Below are 17,722 nucleotides of genomic sequence, written 5' to 3'. Positions count from 1 at the left end.
CCCCGCCCATGACCGACATCGAAATCGAGTACTGCGTCCCGTGTGGCTACCTCAACCGCGCCGAAGACGTCCAGCACGTCCTCCTCTCGAACTTCGGCGAACAGATCGACAGCGTCACCCTCCGAACGGGTGACCACGGCGTCTTCACCGTCAACGTCGACAACGAGACGGTCTTCGACAAAGCAGACGACGAGTACGACGTCGACGAGATCGCCCGACTCGTCCGCGAACAGCTCTGACTACCGACGCCGCGAGAGCACCGACACCACGAGCAGGATACCGACCAGCATCACGCCCGCGACCACCGCGACGGGCTTCAGCCGCTCGCGCCAGATCTCGTCGTTCTTCGCCTTGACCGTCGCGTTCCGGTACTGGTACTCGTCGACGTCCCGGTTCGCGTAGTCGATCTGGATCGGCTCGAACTCGCGGTCCCACACCTCCGTCTCACCGTCCACCGTCCCCTCGAACTCGACCTGGTCAGAGATTCTGGACTCGTTGTGGATCCAACCCGTGAACAGTCTGACCTCGCCGGCGACGATCATCTCGGGCTCTTCGTTCAGTGGGATGACGATGGTGCGGCGGTTCTCTTCGTCTGGGATCCCGACGATGTGCGATTCCGAATGCGTCTGGAGCGACGTGACTCGTATTTTTGGGTTGTACTGCACGTTCGCCTCGTTCCTGACCGTAACTCTCGCTGCGGTTGTCTCCTCGCCGTCAATCGTAGTCTGGACTACTTCGACGTTCTCTATTTCCGGGAGTGGGACACCGTTCGGGGACGACGAGTTTATAGCCAAATTGAAATTATACCTTGTTGAGTTGCCAATTGTCCCAACCAAGATGTGGTGGCTCTCACGATCCGCAGCAATTGACCCGTTAATATTATACGAGAAATGCTGTGTCTCTCCCGCGGATAGATTCAGCCCGCCATTTCTTATAATACTTCTATCAACTTCGATATCAAGCCATGAGTTTACTGCTTCTTGTCTTGGATTGTAGGCTGACACATTGATTACCCTTTTCTCGGAATCAAACTCAATATTATATATGACTCCCTTAAATGACTCAATAGTTCGTTCTGATTCAGGGGCCAAATCAATTTCTTCGGCACTAGTGACTGATGCGACCCATATCGACGACTGGAAGCTTAGTAATACTACGAACAACGCCACAGTGATTTTAGTCTTCACAATAGTCACCCGTCAAGCAGTTCGATTCTTGACTACTAACCGACCGGATTAGGTAGTATGTAGACACAACCCCATCCCGAATAACCTCTTCCCTGAACGTGTCAACTGTCACTACCTCAGTCTCGGCAGTGATTGGGTTAAATTCTCTCTCCCTCACCTCGCCAGTTACGATGGCAATCGTCTCAACAACGTTCGTGGGATCCTCGTATTCGGAGACAACTTCCGTCGTCTCACCACGCGTTGCAACTGTCCAAGTTAGTTCTTGCTCCACATTACCCACACGGATGTCGTCCCGCTTAGCAAATTTCTGTGCAATGACCTCGTTTTGCACTGTTTGGTACGTCTCCCACTCTTCGACCGTCTCAGACTGTGTCTGGGTCGCGAAGAACGTTTCTCTAGTTACCTGCCCCTGACTCTCGACCGCAAATCTATACTCCTGTACCTGTCGGGATTCACTCACTACGACCTGCTTCGTTCGGCCGGTTGGCGAGTCTCCTGGCGATTGAGGAACCGTGCTCCAATAGGTCGACGTAGTCCACCATGTTTCCTCGACGGGCGTTGGAACCATCCGATAGTCGGTGACGGTATCGGTAACAGTCTCAGTAACCGTTACCTCATAACAGCCTACCATCTGGTTACACCGAGTGACGGGTCGCTCCGAAGTCCGTCGGACGGTGTGTTCGTACGGTGTACGAACCATTTCGGTTTCCGTCTGGGTGTGCCTGACCTCGGTTTCGTACTGGGTAAGGGTACGTGTCTGAGCTGGAATCGTACGCATCCTCGTCTGATCCGTGTACGTTCCGGGGCCACCTCGACTATCTCGCCAAACGTACTCCGTTTGGGTTTGTGTCACAGCACGTGAACCAGCAGAACGGGCATTGGCGTTCTCCCGAAGGTACTCCGCCCGGTCTTCCTCTGTGCCGAACGAAATCCTTGACGTGTGTTCTTCCTCGCGTTCTATACGCCGCTCTAACAAGACACCAGTGGTCCGTCTAGTCTCGCTGACGATCTGATATCCTTCCCTGATATACACCTGTAATTCACTTTGATCGGTTACGACCTGATGTTTCGTCCCGTTCTCGCGTCTGACCTCGTATGCGAGACTCTCAACCGTGATGTTGTCCCTGAACTGTTCAGTAGTCGTCTGGTTCCGAACTTCCACCGTCGGGAGCGTGACGTTGGTTCGCACCCGGTCTGGGTGCGCATCATTGTACAGTGCGACCGTGGGCTGAACAGTATCCTCACTAAGTGCAGCGGCTTGTACTTCAACGATAGTTCGCTGGGAATATTGCCGTTGTTCGTCTCCTTGTTCTTCCGTCCTGTACTCTAATGGGGTCTCGTCATTCGATAGAACGGTAACATACCTAGATTCAGACTCATAAGAGAGATCTACATCGTAGTATCCACCGGAGCTCTTGGTGAATCCCCAATTATCCGATGAGATCTCGAATTGAACGATATCTGTGGCATTGAACGGCCCTTCGTTTAACTGCTCAACGGACTCGATTTGGGGAACAAAGAATTGCATGAAACAACACCGTTGGGCACTGAAGCCATCGTTTCCATCGCGGACCTCTAGTTCACCCATTCCCATCCTGTCAAACTCGCCAATCATAGGATTTCCTGGAGTGGGATTCGCCCCTCCACTCCAATCGAATCGGAGTCTTGTATGATCTGGATCGAATGACTGAGTTGCATCGACCACGACACCCCAGTCATTAACCTCTGGCTCTGTTCCGTCAGTAAGGGTCGTAAGTACTAGAACAGGGTCACTAGGCTCTACTGTGAATTGTGAATTACCGACTAATGACTCTGAACTCGGACTATCATTTTCTATTAGATAAGTGATGGTATAATCTCTTGGTGTCTCTGACGTCCAGAATGAATGAATAACGAGTACGTCTTCACCGCTTCTCTGAATCAACTCCCTATTCGAACTGTCATTAGAAATCATATCTACACCTGTGGTACCAGAATAATACGTTTGTAAATCATCTGGCGAGTTACCATTCAACCGCACTTCAATCACGTGATGCGCCGTATACCGGTCAGGATCGAGTCGCTCGTGGTACGAGTCCACGGGGGTATTCACGAACTCGGCGCGGACGACCTCGATCTCGCCAGACGACGCTGCGTCGCGCCGAAGCGTCGCAGTCTGTCCACGGCCGTCGGTCGCCCGAACGACGACCTCGTGCGTGGAGTTCGGCTCGACATCGGCGAGCGCGAATTCGGACTCGACACGGGAACCAAGCGTGGGGCGGCTCCCAGCACGGCTGGCGTGACGTTCGTAAACGGTCTGTCCGTCGATCTCCACGACGACGTCGACGAGGTTACCGTAGTTGTCGCCGGCGGTGAAACTCCCGCTAACACGGCCGTCAGCGTCGAGTTCGGAGAGTGCGAGCGAGGGCTGTGGGTCGGCTACGACGGTGGTCCGACCGTTCGGGAAGGACACCACGTCGGTCGAACCGTCGGTGTAGTCGACGAGGGCGAACAGCCGATGGTCGCCGGGTGACCAGTCGACGCGGGTGGAGTCACCCGAGTCGAACCGCCCGGAGCCGCGGAACCAGACGACCTGCTGGAGCGCCGCAGCTGACGGGGAGTTGCCAAGACGGTAGGATGCACTGAGAGGTCGTGAGCCAGTCACGACCTGGGGGCCGCGGACGACGGGGTCGTACTGTTCCGCGAGGGTGCTGGCATTACCGCCACCGTTTCCAGGGGCGCCGGGGGCCCCAGGACCACCGGGACTACTGGGACCACCGGGATTGCCTGGACCGGGGAGGACAGGCACACTGCCGTTCGGAGTGGTTCCGTTACCCGGCGGTGCGGTTCCGGTGACCGAGATCGGTCGTGTGTCCGAATCCGACCGGTTGGAGGCGTCGAACACGCGTGCGGAGACGGTGTAGGCTCCAGAGCTAGGGAAGGTTCCTTCCAGGGTCGCATTCTCGGTAGCGCCGTCGAGGTCCCGCGTGGCGACGACGGTGCCGTCGACGCGCCACTCGATGCGGTCGAGTTCGGCACTCCCTGCCTGGGCGTCGGCGACGAACTCGGTCGTGGCTCCGGCCGTGGTGGTCGTTGGCCCGGAGAGCGAGACAGTCGGCCCGTTCCCGACCGTCACTTCGACGAATAGCGAGTCCGAGGTGCTGGCTCCGTCGTCGTCGCTGACGGTCAGTTCGACCTGGTACGTGCCCGTCTCGTTCGGAGTGAACGTGGTACGTGGACACGTCGGGCAGTCCGGTGTGACCAGCGAGCCATCAGGCCTGGTGACCGTCCACTCGAAGCCGGTGATGTTTCCGTCGGGGTCTCGCGACCCGCGGCCGTCGAGGAGGACCGTTCGACCGTGCGGGACGCGCTGATCCAGTCCCGCCTCGGCCAGCGGCGGTTCGTTCGGCGTCGTGAGAGCCCGAGTCTGTTCGTCGTCCGCAGCGGCGACCGCACCGGGGAGGACGGCCTGCGTCAGGAGCAGCAGGGCGACAGCATAAATTCTCATTTCTCGGGTTAAAATTTACTCGCCATCAATTATAAAGACTAGCAATCGCTACCGAAGTGGGAGGGATGGCGAGGTGGAGACGGCTGGGGTCGAGTGAGGCACCGGGCGGGCTCAGTTGTCGGTCATGAACTCGGCGACAGCGCGGGGACGCGGTCGGACGTAGGGGAGCCGGGACGTGACCAGATAGGTCACCTTTCGGCTGGCACCGACGCCGTACTGGATGGTGCTCCGGTGGACGGGCGTCCGCATCCCGTGGACGCGGGTCCGGCCCGTCCGGAGCGCGTCGACGACCTGAGCGACGGCGACGTCGCTGACACGGTCGACGGGGTCGTCGAGGTCGATGACCGTCACCGCGCGCCCGACGTTCATCAGGTGGTGTGCGTCGCTCCCACCGACCTCGGCGTAGTCACGTGCCCGGGCGAACCGTCTCGCACGGCGGTTCTGGTAGCCGGTGAACAGCATCGAGTTGTACGTCTCGATGGCGTCGCAGTCGGTCACGTTCCGTTTCCGGACGCCGTGGCGGGTGCGCTGGAACGGGTGCGGGACGACGGCAGCCCCGCCGAGCTCACGCGTACGCTCGACGGTCTCGTCGAAAGGTTTCCCCGCCGGCGGGCGTTCCTCGACACCGATGGCGAGGAGGTGGCCGTGCTCGGTGGACACCTCGACGCCGGGGATGCCGACCAGCCCGAACTCCTGGGCGAGTTCCGCGGCTTTGCGTGACGCCTCGATGCGGTCGTGGTCCGTGATGACCACCCCGTCGAGGCCGATGTCGGCCGCGTGTTCGAGAACGAGTTCGACGGGTTCGTGACCGTCGTAGGACGCGTCGCTGTGAACGTGGAGGTCCAGTGCGATTCGGTCCGTGTTCCCGCCCATAGTTCGAATGGTGTGTCGGGGCCGAGTATACTTTTCGACTGTGTGACGTTGGCCCGCAGCGGAAAGCACGTCACTCGCTGGCGAAGCGCCATCACTCATGGGCGACCGGTCCTGGACCCTCCTCGGTCGCGAGGTGGGGGCCGTCTTCGTGCTCCTGCTGGCAGTCTACGTCCTGCCGAACCTTCGCCTGCATCCCGCTCATGGTGTTGCTCTTCCTGGGATACGCCTCCCTGCTGTCTGTCATCGTCGCGACGCTCTGGCGGGTCGGTGCCGATACGTATCGTGGAGCGCCGTGATGTCAGTACAGCCCCGAGAGGATCAGGGGGTCGGTGCGCTCCTCGAGGGAGTGACGGCGAGGAAACGAACCCGTGACGGGGTGAAGCGACGGAAGGAGTGAGTGGACTTGCCGGGATTTGAACCCGGGGCCTCTCCCATGCCAAGGGAGTGATCTACCGCTGATCTACAAGCCCTCGAAGGCAGTACAACGTAGACCGGGAGGTATTGATAAACCCCTCGAAACTCCGGCGAGGGAGTGGCGGTCTCGCACACAAACGCGAGTAGCAATCCTTTTACTCGCGACGCCGAAACCAGTGTTCGGGAACAGCACGGCCGCAAATCTGACTCGCCATCGGCTTCGATGGCTTGGGATTGCGGAGGTGCTCCCGGTCGCCAGTGCCGACAGACAGGCGACCGGATTCGTCTCGCGCGGTCTGTTGTTCCTATCCTCAGACTATGGCACGAATGCATACACGCCGTCGTGGGCAGTCCGGTTCGGACAGACCCGTGGCGGACGAGCCGCCGGAGTGGAGCGACGTCGACGCAGAGGAGATCGAATCCCGCGTCGTCGAACTGGCAGAGCAGGACTACGAGCCGTCCCAGATCGGCATGAAGCTGCGTGACGAAGGTGTCACGGGCACGCCGGTCCCGGACGTGAAGCTGGCCACGGGCAAGAAGGTCACCGAGATCCTCGACGAGCACGACGCTGGCTCGGACCTGCCCGAGGACCTGGCCAACCTGATGGAGCGCGCCGTGCGCCTCCGCGAGCACATGGAGGAGCACCCGCTCGACCATCAGAACAAGCGCGCCCTGCAGAACACCGAGTCGAAGGTCCGTCGCCTGGTGTCCTACTACCGTGGCGACGAGCTCGACGAGGACTTCACGTACTCCTACGACGTGGCCGTCGAACTCCTCGAGTAACTGAATGTCGCACACGGGTCGCATCACGGACGGGGGCACGCAGTCGGCGAGCGACGTCGCCGCCGACCTCGCGAGCGCCCCGTTCGTCCACCTCGTCCCCCGTGCCGACGGCGACAGTCTCGCAGCGGCGGGGCTGGTCGCACGCGCACTGGCGGACGATGGAATCCCGTTCCAGGTGAGCGTCGGGCGCACCGTCGCCGAGCGCACCGAGCGCGCGGGGGCTGTCGACGACCGCGACGGACGGACGCTCGTCGTGGGCGACTCCGACGCCGATGCCGTCCACCTCGACCCGGCCGACGAGCCGGCGAGCGTGGCTGCCTGGCGGCTGGCGAACGACCTCGGGGGCGCACCCGACGCCGTGCTGGCGCTGGCCGGCGCGGTCGCGGCGGGTGCGGCACCGGGCACGGGCGCGACCGAACGCCTGCTCGATGCGGCGGAGACGACGGGCCGCGTGGTCCGCCGTCCCGGCGCCGTCCTGCCGACCGAGGAACCCGCCGACGTGGCCCACTCGACGTGGCTGCACGGCCCGTTCTCGGCCGGTGTCGACGCGCAGTCGACGCTGACGGACGTGGCCGCCGAACTCGGGCCGGACGCCGACGAGTCGGCCCGCCGGCGGTTCGCATCGCTGGCCGCGGTCGAGACCGTCACCGACGCCGACGTGACCGACCGCGCCGGCACCGCCGTCGAGCGCGGCCTGCGACCGTACGCGACGCCGGATTCGCCGACCGCGTCGGTCGGCGGGTTCGCCGACGTACTCTCGTGTACGGCCGCGAGCGCGCCCGGGACCGGCATCGCGCTGGCGCTCGGGCACGACGTGGCCGACGCGGCCGTCAGGGCGTGGCGGGACACCGCCACCCGGGCCCACGAGGCGCTGGCGACGGCGACGACCGGCCGGTACGACGGCCTGTTCGTCGCCCGCGTCGACGACGACGCGCCCGCGCCGGTGGTGGCGCGGCTGCTCCGGGACTTCCGGTCGCCGGAGCCGGTCGCGCTGGCGCTCGCGGACGACGACGCCGCCGCAGCAGCGGTCGACGACCGTGGTATCGCCGGCGCGATGGCCCGGACGGTCACGCAGACCGGCGGCAGCTACGACGGCACCGCCACGACGGGGTACGCGACCTACGAGTGCGAGACGAAGGAGTTCATCCACGCGTTCAGGGAGGCACTATGAGACGAGCGACGGTCCGGACAGAACACGAGCGCCCGCAGCTGATCGCGGCAGCGCTCCGCCCGGACAACACCGACGAGATGCAGAGCGAGGTCGAGGGAGACACGGTCGTCACGCACATCGAGCGCGAGACGACCGGTGGACTCCAGTCGACCGTCGACGACTACGTCGTGAACGTCGACGTCGCGGACAGAGTGGTACAGCACGCATACCGACACAACAAATCCAAACCATGAGCGAACGATCCGTTTCCCGCAAGAAGCAAGAGAAGCGGTGGTACACCGTGCACGCCCCGGAGCAGTTCGACCGGGCCGAGCTCGGTAGCACACCCGCAGACGAACCGGAGAAGGTGCTCGACCGCACCATCGAAACCACGCTGGGCGACCTGACCGACAACGCCAGCGAGAACAACACCAAGCTGACCTTCAAGATCACCGACGTCGGCTCCGATGCCGCGTACACCGAGTTCGTGAAGCAGGAGCTCACGCGTGACTACCTGCGCAGCCTGGTCCGCCGCGGCGCGTCGAAGATCGACGCGTACGTGACCGTGCTGACCACGGACGACTACCGCGTCCAGATCCAGCCCGTCGCGTTCACGACGAAGAAGGCGGACCACAGCCAGGAGCGCGCCATCCGCGAGACGATGATCGACATCGTCGAGGAGGCCGCCGCGGAGCGCACCTTCGCGGAGCTCGTCGACTCCGTCGTCGAGGGGCGTCTCTCCTCGGCCATCTACGGCGAGGCGAAGACCATCTACCCGCTGCGCCGCGTCGAGATCAAGAAGGCGACCCTCGAGGCCCGTCCCGAAGAGGTCGCCGCGGAGGAGGAGGCCGCAGTCGACGTCGACGAGGAGGACGTCGACGTCGCAGCCGACGAGGACGACGAAGAGTAAGCGTTCGACGGACTACTCCGTCACGACGATTTTTCCGGTCATGCCGCCGCGTTCGTGAGGGATACAGACGTAGTTGTGCTCGCCGGGCACCTCGAACGTGTGTTCGAACGTCTCCCCGACGGGGATGGCGCCGCCGCGGCTGTCGAACCAGGCGTCGCGTGCGGCCTGCTCGCCGTCGAACCCGCCCGAGGCGAAGAAGGCGGCGTCCTCGGGGATGGCCCCCTCGTAGGCAGTCACAGTGTGGGCCTTGCTGGAGGTGTTCTTCCAGACGACGGTGTCGCCGACCGATACCTCGAGTTCGCCCGGGCGGAAGGCGCTCGCCGACATGCCGATGTCGCAGGCCTCGCCGCAGTTCGTCCGGCTCGTCGAGGAGAGAGCGAGACAGCCCGAGAGCCCGACTGCGGTGGCGGTGCCGACCGACGCGAGGAGTGTCCGGCGGTCCATACGCGCGGGTAGGGAGGACCCACGCATAGGCGTCACGGTTCGTCCAGCGAAGTGGGAAACGGAGCGAACGGCTACTGCTCCTCGACGCAGTCGCGGATCGGCCCCATCACGTCGTCGGCGATGGTGTACGGGTCGGTGTCGCCGGCCATCACGTCGTCGAGGAACGCGCCGACGCCGCCGTGGTCCTCGAGTTCGGCCGCGACGAGCCCGGCCGCGTCGTCGCGCAGGAGCGTCCGTATCTCCTCGGCGACGCGCTGGCGACGGCGGCGGGTGAGCTCGCCCGAGTCCTCGAGGAACTGCCGGTGCTCGGCGAACGTCTCGACGAGGTCGACGACGCCCTCGCCGTCGATGGCGATGGTCTCCACGATAGGTGGTTTCCACGGGTCGGTGTCGGTGGGCATGTCGAGGTCCATCTCGACCTCGTCGAAGCCGTGGTGGCCCGCGTCGACCGTCGTCGAGCCCTGGCCGAGGTGGACCATCTCGGTCAGCTCCTGCACCGTCCGGTCCGCCCCGTCCATGTCGGCCTTGTTCACGACGAACACGTCCGCGATCTCGAGGATACCAGCCTTGAGCATCTGGACGTTGTCGCCCGCGCCGGGTGGGACGAGCACGCAGACCGTGTCCGCCGCGCCGACGATGTCGATCTCGTTCTGGCCCGCGCCGACCGTCTCGATGATGACCTTGTCCTTGCCGAAGGCGTCCATCGCCTTCACGGCGTCAGCCGTCGCGGTGGAGAGCCCGCCGAGGTTGCCCCGGGCGGACATCGACCGGAAGAACACGTCCATGTCGCCGACGTTCGACGCCATCCGGATGCGGTCGCCCAGCACCGCACCGCCGGTGTACGGCGAGGAGGGGTCGATGGCGACGACGCCGACGGTCTCGCCCTGCTCGCGGTAGTGCTCTGCGAGCTTGTCGACCAGCGTGGACTTCCCCGCGCCGGGGCTGCCCGTGATGCCGATGACTTCGGCGTGCCCGGTGTGTTCGTAGAGGCCGGAGACGAGCTCGCGGTAGCCCGGGTCGTGGTTCTCTATCTTCGTGATGACACGGGCGAGCGCGCGGTGCTTGCCGGCGAGCAGGTCCTCGAGCAGTCCCGCCGACTCGCTCATCGTTCCGGCGCGTTCTCGCGGACGTACTCGACCGTCTCCTCCATCGGCGTGCCGGGGCCGAACACCTCGGAGACGCCGAGCTCCTTCAGTTCGGCCTTGTCGTCGTCGGGGATGACCCCGCCGACGAGGATGAGCGTGTCGTCGAACGCGTCGTACTCCTTCAGGCCGGCGACGATCTTCGGGACGAGCGTGTTGTGGGCACCGGAGAGGATGGAGATGCCGAGCACGTTCACGTCCTCCTGGACCGCCGCCTGGACGATCTCGTCGGGAGCCTTGTGCAGCCCGGAGTAGATGACCTCGAAGCCGGCGTCGCGGAACGCCCGCGCGATGACGTGTGCGCCGCGGTCGTGGCCGTCCAGCCCGACCTTGGCCACGAGACACCGAATCGACCGCTGCGACTGGTCGGTACTCATACATCCACGTTCCCCACGCCCGCGTTTTACTTTAACGGAACTCACGCCGCCGCCAGCGCCCGTTTTTCAACTAAATCTGTAGTAAATCAACGAGAGTGGCAGTTCGGACGGCCCGCCGGAAGCGCAAGGCCGATGAAACCCCGCTCCTAACCCCCGACAATGGCTACCTCGAACGCACGCGGGCTGGTCCGGGAGAACGTGCTGACGACGACGGTCGTCCTCTCGGCGCTCGGCTACGCGCTCGTCCTCGGCACGTTCGCCGGGCTCTTTCCCATCTACCCGGAGATCGGCAGGGAAACGACGGACCTGCTCTCGCACGCCATCGCGGTCGTCAACACGATTGCGACGGTGTCGCTCGCGCTCGGCTGGTACTGGATTCGCAACGGCGACGTCAGGAAGCACCGGGCCGCCATGCTGACCTCGTTCAGCCTCATCCTCGTCTTCCTCGTGCTCTACCTCACGAAGGTCGGCGGCGGCGGCGAGAAGGCCATCGTCGGCGCACCGGACCTCGTCTACGGTGCGTACCTGCTCATGCTCGCCATCCACATCGTGCTCTCCGTGGTCTCGGTGCCGGTCGTGCTGTACGCGCTGCTGCTCGGGCTCACGCACTCGCCGGCGGAGCTCCGGGACACCGCGCACAAGCGCATCGGCCGCATCGCCGCCGGCTCGTGGATCCTCTCGCTCACCCTCGGCGTCGTCACCTACGTCATGCTGAACCACATCTACAGCGCCGAGATGCGACTCGTGAGCCTGCTCGTCTGAGCGCCGAGACCGACCGACTTTTGACGACCACCTCGGTACCGACTGGCAGTGCCGACAGAACGACACGACTCACCGGACGCCGAGACCATCGAACGCGTCGTCAGGGCGGGCCAGCGCGACGGCGCGATGGTCACCTGTCTCGCGGAGTGCGAGGTGGAGTACGACGGCCGCAGCGGGGGCTACCTCGGGCCGGGCGACCGGCTGGTCGTGGCCAAACCCGACGGCACCCTCCTCGTCCACCGGCCCTCGGGGCACCAGCCGGTGAACTGGATGCCCGCCGGCGCGACAATCAAGGTGGAGGAGGACGAGGGCGCGCCGCTGCTGTACGCGCGTCGCTCGAACCCGAACGAGTACCTGCGGGTGTACCTCCACGAGCCGTACCTGCTGACGCGGTTCGACGCCGACGACCCGGCGACGTACCAGGAGCGTGGGACCGAGGCGGAGATGCACGAGTACATCGAGCGCAACCCCGAGACGGCCATCGAGGAGGGCTTTCGCGTGGTGGAGCACGAGCGCGAGAGCGTCTACGGCTACATCGACTTCTACGGGAAGGACGCGGAGGGTCGGCCGGTGGTCGTCGAGGTGAAACGGCGGCAGGCGACGCTGAACAACGTCGACCAGCTGAAGCGGTACATGGAGCTCTACAGGGAGTCGAACCCGGACGTGCGGGGCATCCTCGTCGCGCCGTCCGCCAGCGACCGGGTGCGGCGAACGCTCAGGGACGACGGGCTGGAGTTCGTCGAGCTGTCGGAGTTCGCCGTCGAGAAGCGCGAGTCCAGCGAGAAGACGCTCTCCGATTTCCTCTGAAGCTCAGTCCGTCACGGGAATCGCCCGTGCGCCGAGCGCGAAGAACACGGCCGCGAGCACCGCGAGCAGCGCCAGCGATTCGATGGCGTCGAGCCCCAGGATGACGGTTCCCGGGTCGGCACCGGACCAGATCGCCTGCCGGAGCCCGTGTGCGAAGTACGTCAGCGGCGAGAGTGCAACGAGCGGGTGGAACCAGTCCGGGAGCATCGACGGCGGGACGAACGTCTCCGAGAGGAACAGCAGGGGGAGCCCGATAGCGTTCGCGGCCGTGATGGCCCCGTCCTGGGAGTCCGCGAGCGCGCCGAGCAGCGCGCCGACGCCGCAGAAGCAGACCACGCCGACCGGCACGTACAGGAGGAGCAGCGGCGAGAAGGTGATGCTCGCGCCGGTCAGGACGACGGTCAGCGCGAGCAGCGCGAAGCCGGCGATGGCGATGATGACCGTGTTGACGAGCGTGTGGGCGAGGAGCCACTCGGCCCGCGAGAGCGGCGTCGTCGCGAGCTTCTCGAAGCGGCTGCCCTCGCGGTGCCGGGCGACCTCCGAGCCCATGCGCGAGAGGGGCGTCTGGAGCACCACGGTCGCGAGGTAGCCGGGGACGTAGTACGCCGGGTCCTCGGCGAACAGGCCGCCACCGGTGGGGTTCGTCTGGACCAGCGCGCCGAAGATGCCGACGAGCAGCACCGGGAAGAAGAACGTGAAGAACACGGCGACCCGCCGGCGCAGGAACGAGTGCCAGGCTGCGACGAACTCGGACCGGACGCGTCTCGTCGTCGTCATGGGCGGGGCTCGGGTCCGGGGGCGCTAAGGCCCACCGGTTTCGGCACGACCTGGATTCGGGAGCGCTACTCCAGCGGGTCGAGCCTCACCGACCGGGCCTCGTAGTCCTCGATGAACGCGCCGGGACCGCCCACCGAGACGCGCTCGCCGTCGATGTCGAGGACGAGCGCGTTCTCGACGGCGAAGGTGCTCCGGACCGGGTCGACGAGCGACTGGCGGACCTCGACGACGCGGCCGGTCAGGCTCCGGAACTCGCTGCCGTCGTGGACCGGTCGGGCCTCGACGGTCGCGACGACCTCCGTCCCCTGGTTCCGGTGGCGCGTCGCGGCGAAGACGGCGTGCCGGAAGCTCTGGAACGACTGCGGGAGCGGCGGCGGGGAGGCGACGACGGCCTCCTCGGCCATCGGCCAGTAGTTGCCGAAGAAGGAGCCGACGAGGATGGGGACGAGCTGCTCCTGCGCGATGGTCACCGCCTGGGTGCCGGTGTTCGAGCGCGCGAGGAGCTCGTAGGGCGCGAACAGCCCGAGCCGGGTGTCGACGGTGAACAGCACGGGGGCGCGCTCCGCCCAGACGCGGACGACGCTCGCGACGGGTGTCTCCCGGTCCAGGTTCGCGCTGGCGGACTCCTCGCCGGTGAGCATGAGGAAGACGAGCACGTCGCGCTCGACGGTCTCGCGGAGCTCGTCCTCGATCTCGGGGAGCAGCTTGGCGGGGATGGAGAGGGTCACCTCGTCCTCGGCGGTCGCGAGGAACTGCCGGAGGCGCTTGATGACCGTCGCTCGTGCCTTCAGGATCTCGAACTCACGCTCCTGCTCGGTGACGCGGTTCCAGCGCGCCGAGAGGTCCGGTCCCAGCGACTCCAGCTCCGCGGTGAGGCGCTGGACGACCTCGTCCGGCGGGTGGGCCTGGATGAGCGTCGGGACCGCATGGTCGTTCACCTCGACGAACCCCCGGTCGGCGAGCTTCTCGCTGACGCTGTAGACGTAGCGCTTCGAGACGCCCGCGTCGTCAGCGATGGTGCTCGCCTTCGCCTCGCCGTGGTCCAGGATGGCGAGGTACGTGTCGATCTCCTTCTCGGAGAGGCCGAGTCGCTCCAGCCGGTCGGTCAGTGAGGTGTCCTCCATGGTGTCTCCCGGGTGTGTCTCGACACCACGGCACTCCAGCCCTTACCGCTTTCGAGAGTATCGACCCGGTCACCCACGTTCGGCTCGACCGAGCTGTCCCACGCGTCGGTCGACCCGCGGTGGTGACGGCGGCCGTCCGTGGTGGCGTGACGGGCCGCCGCCGCACCGGACTGAATCTATGAAATACAATTACAACAAGATTTATGATTCGGGACGGGAACCACGAAGCAATGAATCTCCGCGCCTCGATCCGCGACTACAGGCGGACCCGGGACCACCCGACCCGGTTCCCCGGCGAACTCCGGACCACGGACGGCCGGTTCTCCGGCGTCGACGGCCGGCTCGTCTACGTCGGCCGCGACGGCCGGCTCGCGGACTTCTCCGCGCCGCTCTCGACGCTTGGCGGGCTCGCCCGGGCGCGTTTCGGCGTCCGGGTCGACGGCGAGACGCGCTGGCTGGACGGCTTCGACGCCCGCGAGCAGCGCTACGACGACCACACGGCCCTGGTCGAGACGACGTTCGACGACGGCGACGTGCGCGTCGACCGGCGGGACCTGACCGCCGGCACCGGGCACGTCACGCACGTCGACGTCGACGGCCCGGCGGACGCGCTCGTCTGCTACGCCTCGTTCGTCCCCGACTGCAGGGAGACCCAGGTGGGCCAGCTCGCCCACCGCGACCGGAACGTCGTCGAGGCCTACCACCGCACCGAGCACGACTTCCTCGCCGCCGACACCGGCTTCGAGCAAGTCGAGGGCCGCCGCCCGGCGGACTTCGAGGAGCTCCTCGCCGAGGGCCCGCCCCCCGGCCCCGAGATCGGCGAGGACGAGCCGTACGAGTCCGGACAACTCGGCGGGAACGTCCTCGTCGTCGTCCCGCTGGTGGACGGCGCGGCGACCGTCGCGAGCCTGCTCACCGAGGGGGACACCGACCGCGAGACGGCCATCGAGCGGGTCACCGGACTCGCCACGGACCACGACCCCGACGGGCTCGCCGCCGTCGCCCGCGAGCAGCTTCAACCGCCGGTGACGGGGGGACCCGAAACCGTCGCCGCCGACCTGCGGGCGCTCCGACTGCTCACCGCGCCGGGCGGCGGCCGCGTCGCCGGGCCGGACTTCGACCCGAACTACGCCAACTCCGGCGGCTACGGCTACACCTGGTTCCGCGACGACGCCGAGATCGCCCGCTACCTGCTGGACGCCGACGCCGAACTCGACCTCGGACTCGACGCCGAACACCACCGGAGCGCGTGCTTCTACCTCGACACGCAGCTCGACGACGGGAGCTGGCCGCACCGCGTCTGGCCGTCGGACGGGTCGCTCGCGCCCGGGTGGGCGAACGCGACCCTCGAGGGCGGCGGCGACGACTATCAGGCCGACCAGACCGCGAGCGTCGTCGCGTTCCTCGCGGCCTACCGCCGGCGGCTCGCCGCCGACGACCTCGCGACGGCCGACGCGCCCGCCATCGATGCACTCGACGACGCGCTCGCCGCCGGCGTCGACGCACTGGACGACTGGCTCGGCGACGACGGGCTGCCGGTCGCCTGCCAGAACGCCTGGGAGGACATGACCGGCCGGTTCACGCACACCGCCGCGACGTACCTCCAGGCGTACGCGGCGGTCGCCCGCGCCCCGGTTGGCGAACTCGCTGACCACGCGGACCGGCGGACCCGCGAGGTGTTCGACGGACTCGACGCGCTCTGGAGCCGCGAGCGGGAGGCGTACGGCCTGCGACTGGTCGACGGCGACCTGGACGCGCGGTTCGACTCCAGTTCGTTCGCGCTGGTCGAGGCCCATCGGGCGGCCGCCGCGCTCGGCGTGGTCACCGACGACCGGCTCGATCGGCTCGCCAGCCACACCGAACACGCCGTCGCGGGGCTCGCCCGCCGGACGGACGACGTGTACGGGCTCGTCCGCTACGAGGGTGACGACTGGCGCGCTCGCGAGCAGGACGACCCGAAGGTCTGGACCGTCGCGACGGCGTGGGGTGCCCATGCGGCGGCCGAACTCGCAGGGCTGCTCGACGCGCAGGGCCGGCGGGATGGCGACCAGTTCGCCACCCTTTCGGCGGCGCTGCTCGCGGAGCTCTCACCCGGCGGGAGCCTCTGCACGGCTGGCGGGTACCTGCCAGAGCAGGTGTTCGACGACGGCACCCCCGACAGCGCGACGCCGCTGGGCTGGCCGCACGCCATCCGGCTCGTTGCCGCCGCTCGGGAGGACGTGCGGACGGCACAGACATCGGCAACGGTGGGCGAGGACGACTGACCCCGGGGAGAGTCGACGGCAGTGGCAGGAAACGGCAGGTGTCGGAACGCAGAAGGGGGCGACGCTGTTCTAGACGGTGTGTGCTTCGGCGCGGCGTTCTCCGACGGCGACCGCCTCGCCGGTGTCGGTGTCGAACAGGTGGAGTGCCGACTCGTCGAAGGCGACGGCCATCGACTCGCCGGGGGCCGGTTCGACCGTCGAGTCGACACGGGCGATGAACTGGTCGGCCACGTCGAGGTAGATGTAGTTGTCGCTGCCGACGGGTTCGACGACCTCGACCGTCGCGGTGAGGCCCGTGCCCGTGTCCCCGCTGGCCGGTGCGACGTCTTCGGGCCGGACGCCGAGGACGAACTCGTCGTCGGCCGGCAGGTCGTCCGCGACTGCTCCGGACAGTTCACAGGTGAGGTCGTCGCTGGCGAGCGTGGTCGTGCCGCCGGTCGTGCTCGCGGTGACGTCGACGAAGTTCATGCTCGGCGAACCGACGAAGCCGCCGACGAACCGGTTGGCCGGGTTCTCGTAGACGTGCTTCGGTGCGCCGGCCTGCTGGAGCCGGCCGTCGCGCAGGATGACCATCCGGTCGCCCATCGTCATCGCCTCCTCCTGGTCGTGCGTGACGTAGACGGCGGTGATGTCCAGCTCGTTCTGGAGGCGCTGTATCTCGGTGCGCATCGTCGTCCGCAGCTTCGCGTCGAGGTTCGACAGCGGCTCGTCGAACAGGAAGACGGCGGGCTCGCGCACGATGGCACGGCCGAGTGCGACGCGCTGTTTCTGCCCGCCGGAGAGCTCGCCCGGCTTCTTCTCCAGCAGCTCCTCGATGTCCATCATCTCGGCGGCCCACCGGACCTTCTCGTCGCGCTCCTCCTTCGAGAGATCGGTGCTCATCCGCAGGCCGAAGCCCATGTTCTGGGCCACGGTCTTGTGCGGGTAGAGCGCGTAGTTCTGGAACACCATCGCCACGTCGCGTTCGCGGGCGGACTGGTCGGTCACGTCGTCGTCGCCGATGTGGATGCTGCCGGAGGTGCTGCGTTCCAGCCCGGCGATCATCCGCAGCGTCGTCGTCTTCCCACAGCCCGAGGGACCGACGACCGTGACGAACTCGCCGTCCGCGATGTCCAGCGAGAGCCCGTCCACTGCGACGATGGAGCCCTTGTCGTACTCCTTGCGCAGGTTGTCGATGCGAAGACTGGCCATTGTACTGTGTGGGTGCGTGCCAACACATAA

The 17,722-nt window shown here is 65.9% G+C and carries 18 protein-coding genes and 1 tRNA gene; 8 read left to right on the top strand and 11 right to left on the bottom strand.

Annotated features, from left to right (window positions below; genetic code table 11):
• The first annotated feature begins 8 nt into the window (after positions 1-8).
• Entirely contained in the window at positions 9-239 is a 231-nt protein-coding gene (locus NOW55_RS12115; protein ID WP_256400349.1) for an Rdx family protein, read from the top strand.
• On the opposite strand, the gene NOW55_RS12110 is transcribed toward NOW55_RS12115, so the two are convergent.
• The 5 genes from NOW55_RS12110 to NOW55_RS12090 all read right to left on the bottom strand — a co-directional run bounded on the left by NOW55_RS12110 (position 240) and on the right by NOW55_RS12090 (position 6,017).
• The gene (locus NOW55_RS12110; protein WP_256400348.1) at positions 240-1,187 is read right to left on the bottom strand and encodes a hypothetical protein; all 948 of its coding nucleotides are present in this window, start codon (positions 1,185-1,187) and stop codon (positions 240-242) included. It abuts the gene before it with no gap.
• Positions 1,177-4,674, bottom strand: a complete 3,498-nt coding sequence (locus NOW55_RS12105) for a PKD domain-containing protein (RefSeq protein WP_256400347.1) — start codon at positions 4,672-4,674, stop codon at positions 1,177-1,179. Before NOW55_RS12105 ends, NOW55_RS12110 begins: the two co-directional genes overlap by 11 nt.
• A gap of 111 nt (positions 4,675-4,785) precedes the next feature.
• Positions 4,786-5,547 (bottom strand): CehA/McbA family metallohydrolase, encoded by a 762-nt coding sequence (locus NOW55_RS12100; RefSeq protein ID WP_256400346.1) that lies wholly within the window; start codon positions 5,545-5,547, stop codon positions 4,786-4,788.
• 91 nt (positions 5,548-5,638) lie between these two features.
• Positions 5,639-5,791, bottom strand: coding sequence for a hypothetical protein (locus tag NOW55_RS12095; RefSeq protein ID WP_256400345.1), 153 nt, complete (start codon positions 5,789-5,791; stop codon positions 5,639-5,641).
• Between the two features lie 154 nt (positions 5,792-5,945).
• A tRNA-Ala gene (locus NOW55_RS12090) sits at positions 5,946-6,017 on the bottom strand.
• A 262-nt stretch (positions 6,018-6,279) separates the two neighbouring features.
• Here NOW55_RS12090 and NOW55_RS12085 point away from each other — a divergent pair.
• The 4 genes from NOW55_RS12085 to NOW55_RS12070 are packed head-to-tail and all read left to right on the top strand — an operon-like array spanning position 6,280 to position 8,804.
• Positions 6,280-6,744 (top strand): 30S ribosomal protein S15, encoded by a 465-nt coding sequence (locus NOW55_RS12085; RefSeq protein WP_256400344.1) that lies wholly within the window; start codon positions 6,280-6,282, stop codon positions 6,742-6,744.
• Between the two features lie 4 nt (positions 6,745-6,748).
• Entirely contained in the window at positions 6,749-7,915 is a 1,167-nt protein-coding gene (locus NOW55_RS12080) for an exonuclease RecJ (RefSeq protein WP_256400343.1), read from the top strand.
• Positions 7,912-8,148, top strand: coding sequence for a KEOPS complex subunit Pcc1 (locus NOW55_RS12075; RefSeq protein ID WP_256400342.1), 237 nt, complete (start codon positions 7,912-7,914; stop codon positions 8,146-8,148). The genes NOW55_RS12080 and NOW55_RS12075 overlap by 4 nt, the downstream gene beginning before the upstream one ends.
• On the top strand, positions 8,145-8,804 hold the full coding sequence (locus NOW55_RS12070; protein ID WP_256400341.1) for a 30S ribosomal protein S3ae: 660 nt from the start codon (positions 8,145-8,147) through the stop codon (positions 8,802-8,804). Before NOW55_RS12075 ends, NOW55_RS12070 begins: the two co-directional genes overlap by 4 nt.
• A 12-nt stretch (positions 8,805-8,816) precedes the next feature.
• On the opposite strand, the gene NOW55_RS12065 is transcribed toward NOW55_RS12070, so the two are convergent.
• From NOW55_RS12065 to NOW55_RS12055, 3 genes are all read right to left on the bottom strand, one after another.
• Entirely contained in the window at positions 8,817-9,248 is a 432-nt protein-coding gene (locus NOW55_RS12065; RefSeq protein WP_256400340.1) for a plastocyanin/azurin family copper-binding protein, read from the bottom strand.
• Between the two features lie 71 nt (positions 9,249-9,319).
• Entirely contained in the window at positions 9,320-10,354 is a 1,035-nt protein-coding gene (gene meaB / locus NOW55_RS12060) for a methylmalonyl Co-A mutase-associated GTPase MeaB (RefSeq protein WP_256400339.1), read from the bottom strand.
• Positions 10,351-10,767, bottom strand: a complete 417-nt coding sequence (locus NOW55_RS12055; protein WP_256400338.1) for a cobalamin B12-binding domain-containing protein — start codon at positions 10,765-10,767, stop codon at positions 10,351-10,353. The genes meaB and NOW55_RS12055 overlap by 4 nt, the downstream gene beginning before the upstream one ends.
• 159 nt (positions 10,768-10,926) lie before the next feature.
• Here NOW55_RS12055 and NOW55_RS12050 point away from each other — a divergent pair, with 159 nt between their 5' ends.
• Complete coding sequence (locus NOW55_RS12050; RefSeq protein WP_256400337.1) at positions 10,927-11,529, top strand: DUF420 domain-containing protein; 603 nt, start codon at positions 10,927-10,929, stop codon at positions 11,527-11,529.
• A gap of 48 nt (positions 11,530-11,577) precedes the next feature.
• Positions 11,578-12,336, top strand: coding sequence for an endonuclease NucS (nucS, locus tag NOW55_RS12045; protein WP_256400336.1), 759 nt, complete (start codon positions 11,578-11,580; stop codon positions 12,334-12,336).
• Between the two features lie 3 nt (positions 12,337-12,339).
• On the opposite strand, the gene NOW55_RS12040 is transcribed toward nucS, so the two are convergent.
• Together NOW55_RS12040 and NOW55_RS12035 are read right to left on the bottom strand one after the other, a co-directional pair.
• A complete protein-coding gene (locus tag NOW55_RS12040) occupies positions 12,340-13,113 on the bottom strand; it encodes an ABC transporter permease (protein ID WP_256400335.1) in 774 nt (257 codons plus the stop codon).
• Positions 13,114-13,178: 65 nt separating this feature from the next.
• Positions 13,179-14,237 (bottom strand): TrmB family transcriptional regulator, encoded by a 1,059-nt coding sequence (locus NOW55_RS12035; RefSeq protein WP_256400334.1) that lies wholly within the window; start codon positions 14,235-14,237, stop codon positions 13,179-13,181.
• Between the two features lie 230 nt (positions 14,238-14,467).
• Here NOW55_RS12035 and NOW55_RS12030 point away from each other — a divergent pair, with 230 nt between their 5' ends.
• Positions 14,468-16,501 carry a DUF7997 domain-containing protein gene (locus NOW55_RS12030; protein ID WP_256400333.1) on the top strand — a complete coding sequence of 678 codons (2,034 nt, stop codon included), beginning with the start codon at positions 14,468-14,470 and terminating at the stop codon, positions 16,499-16,501.
• A 69-nt stretch (positions 16,502-16,570) separates the two neighbouring features.
• On the opposite strand, the gene NOW55_RS12025 is transcribed toward NOW55_RS12030, so the two are convergent.
• A complete protein-coding gene (locus NOW55_RS12025) occupies positions 16,571-17,692 on the bottom strand; it encodes an ABC transporter ATP-binding protein (RefSeq protein ID WP_256400332.1) in 1,122 nt (373 codons plus the stop codon).
• Between the last annotated feature and the right edge of the window lie 30 nt (positions 17,693-17,722).

Source organism: Haloarchaeobius litoreus (genome assembly GCF_024495425.1).
GTDB lineage: Archaea > Halobacteriota > Halobacteria > Halobacteriales > Natrialbaceae > Haloarchaeobius > Haloarchaeobius litoreus.
This window is presented reverse-complemented; position numbering and strand designations above follow the sequence as displayed.

Bases quoted from the DNA above. Each gene is read 5' to 3' on its own strand.
- NOW55_RS12115 (WP_256400349.1), top strand. From the start codon at position 9: ATGACCGACATCGAAATCGAGTACTGCGTCCCGTGTGGCTACCTCAAC.
- NOW55_RS12105 (WP_256400347.1), bottom strand. From the start codon at position 4,674: ATGAGAATTTATGCTGTCGCCCTGCTGCTCCTGACGCAGGCCGTCCTC.
- NOW55_RS12100 (WP_256400346.1), bottom strand. From the start codon at position 5,547: ATGGGCGGGAACACGGACCGAATCGCACTGGACCTCCACGTTCACAGC.
- NOW55_RS12095 (WP_256400345.1), bottom strand. From the start codon at position 5,791: ATGACAGACAGCAGGGAGGCGTATCCCAGGAAGAGCAACACCATGAGC.
- NOW55_RS12085 (WP_256400344.1), top strand. From the start codon at position 6,280: ATGGCACGAATGCATACACGCCGTCGTGGGCAGTCCGGTTCGGACAGA.
- NOW55_RS12080 (WP_256400343.1), top strand. From the start codon at position 6,749: ATGTCGCACACGGGTCGCATCACGGACGGGGGCACGCAGTCGGCGAGC.
- NOW55_RS12075 (WP_256400342.1), top strand. From the start codon at position 7,912: ATGAGACGAGCGACGGTCCGGACAGAACACGAGCGCCCGCAGCTGATC.
- NOW55_RS12070 (WP_256400341.1), top strand. From the start codon at position 8,145: ATGAGCGAACGATCCGTTTCCCGCAAGAAGCAAGAGAAGCGGTGGTAC.
- NOW55_RS12065 (WP_256400340.1), bottom strand. From the start codon at position 9,248: ATGGACCGCCGGACACTCCTCGCGTCGGTCGGCACCGCCACCGCAGTC.
- meaB (WP_256400339.1), bottom strand. From the start codon at position 10,354: ATGAGCGAGTCGGCGGGACTGCTCGAGGACCTGCTCGCCGGCAAGCAC.
- NOW55_RS12055 (WP_256400338.1), bottom strand. From the start codon at position 10,767: ATGAGTACCGACCAGTCGCAGCGGTCGATTCGGTGTCTCGTGGCCAAG.
- NOW55_RS12050 (WP_256400337.1), top strand. From the start codon at position 10,927: ATGGCTACCTCGAACGCACGCGGGCTGGTCCGGGAGAACGTGCTGACG.
- NOW55_RS12040 (WP_256400335.1), bottom strand. From the start codon at position 13,113: ATGACGACGACGAGACGCGTCCGGTCCGAGTTCGTCGCAGCCTGGCAC.
- NOW55_RS12035 (WP_256400334.1), bottom strand. From the start codon at position 14,237: ATGGAGGACACCTCACTGACCGACCGGCTGGAGCGACTCGGCCTCTCC.
- NOW55_RS12030 (WP_256400333.1), top strand. From the start codon at position 14,468: ATGAATCTCCGCGCCTCGATCCGCGACTACAGGCGGACCCGGGACCAC.
- NOW55_RS12025 (WP_256400332.1), bottom strand. From the start codon at position 17,692: ATGGCCAGTCTTCGCATCGACAACCTGCGCAAGGAGTACGACAAGGGC.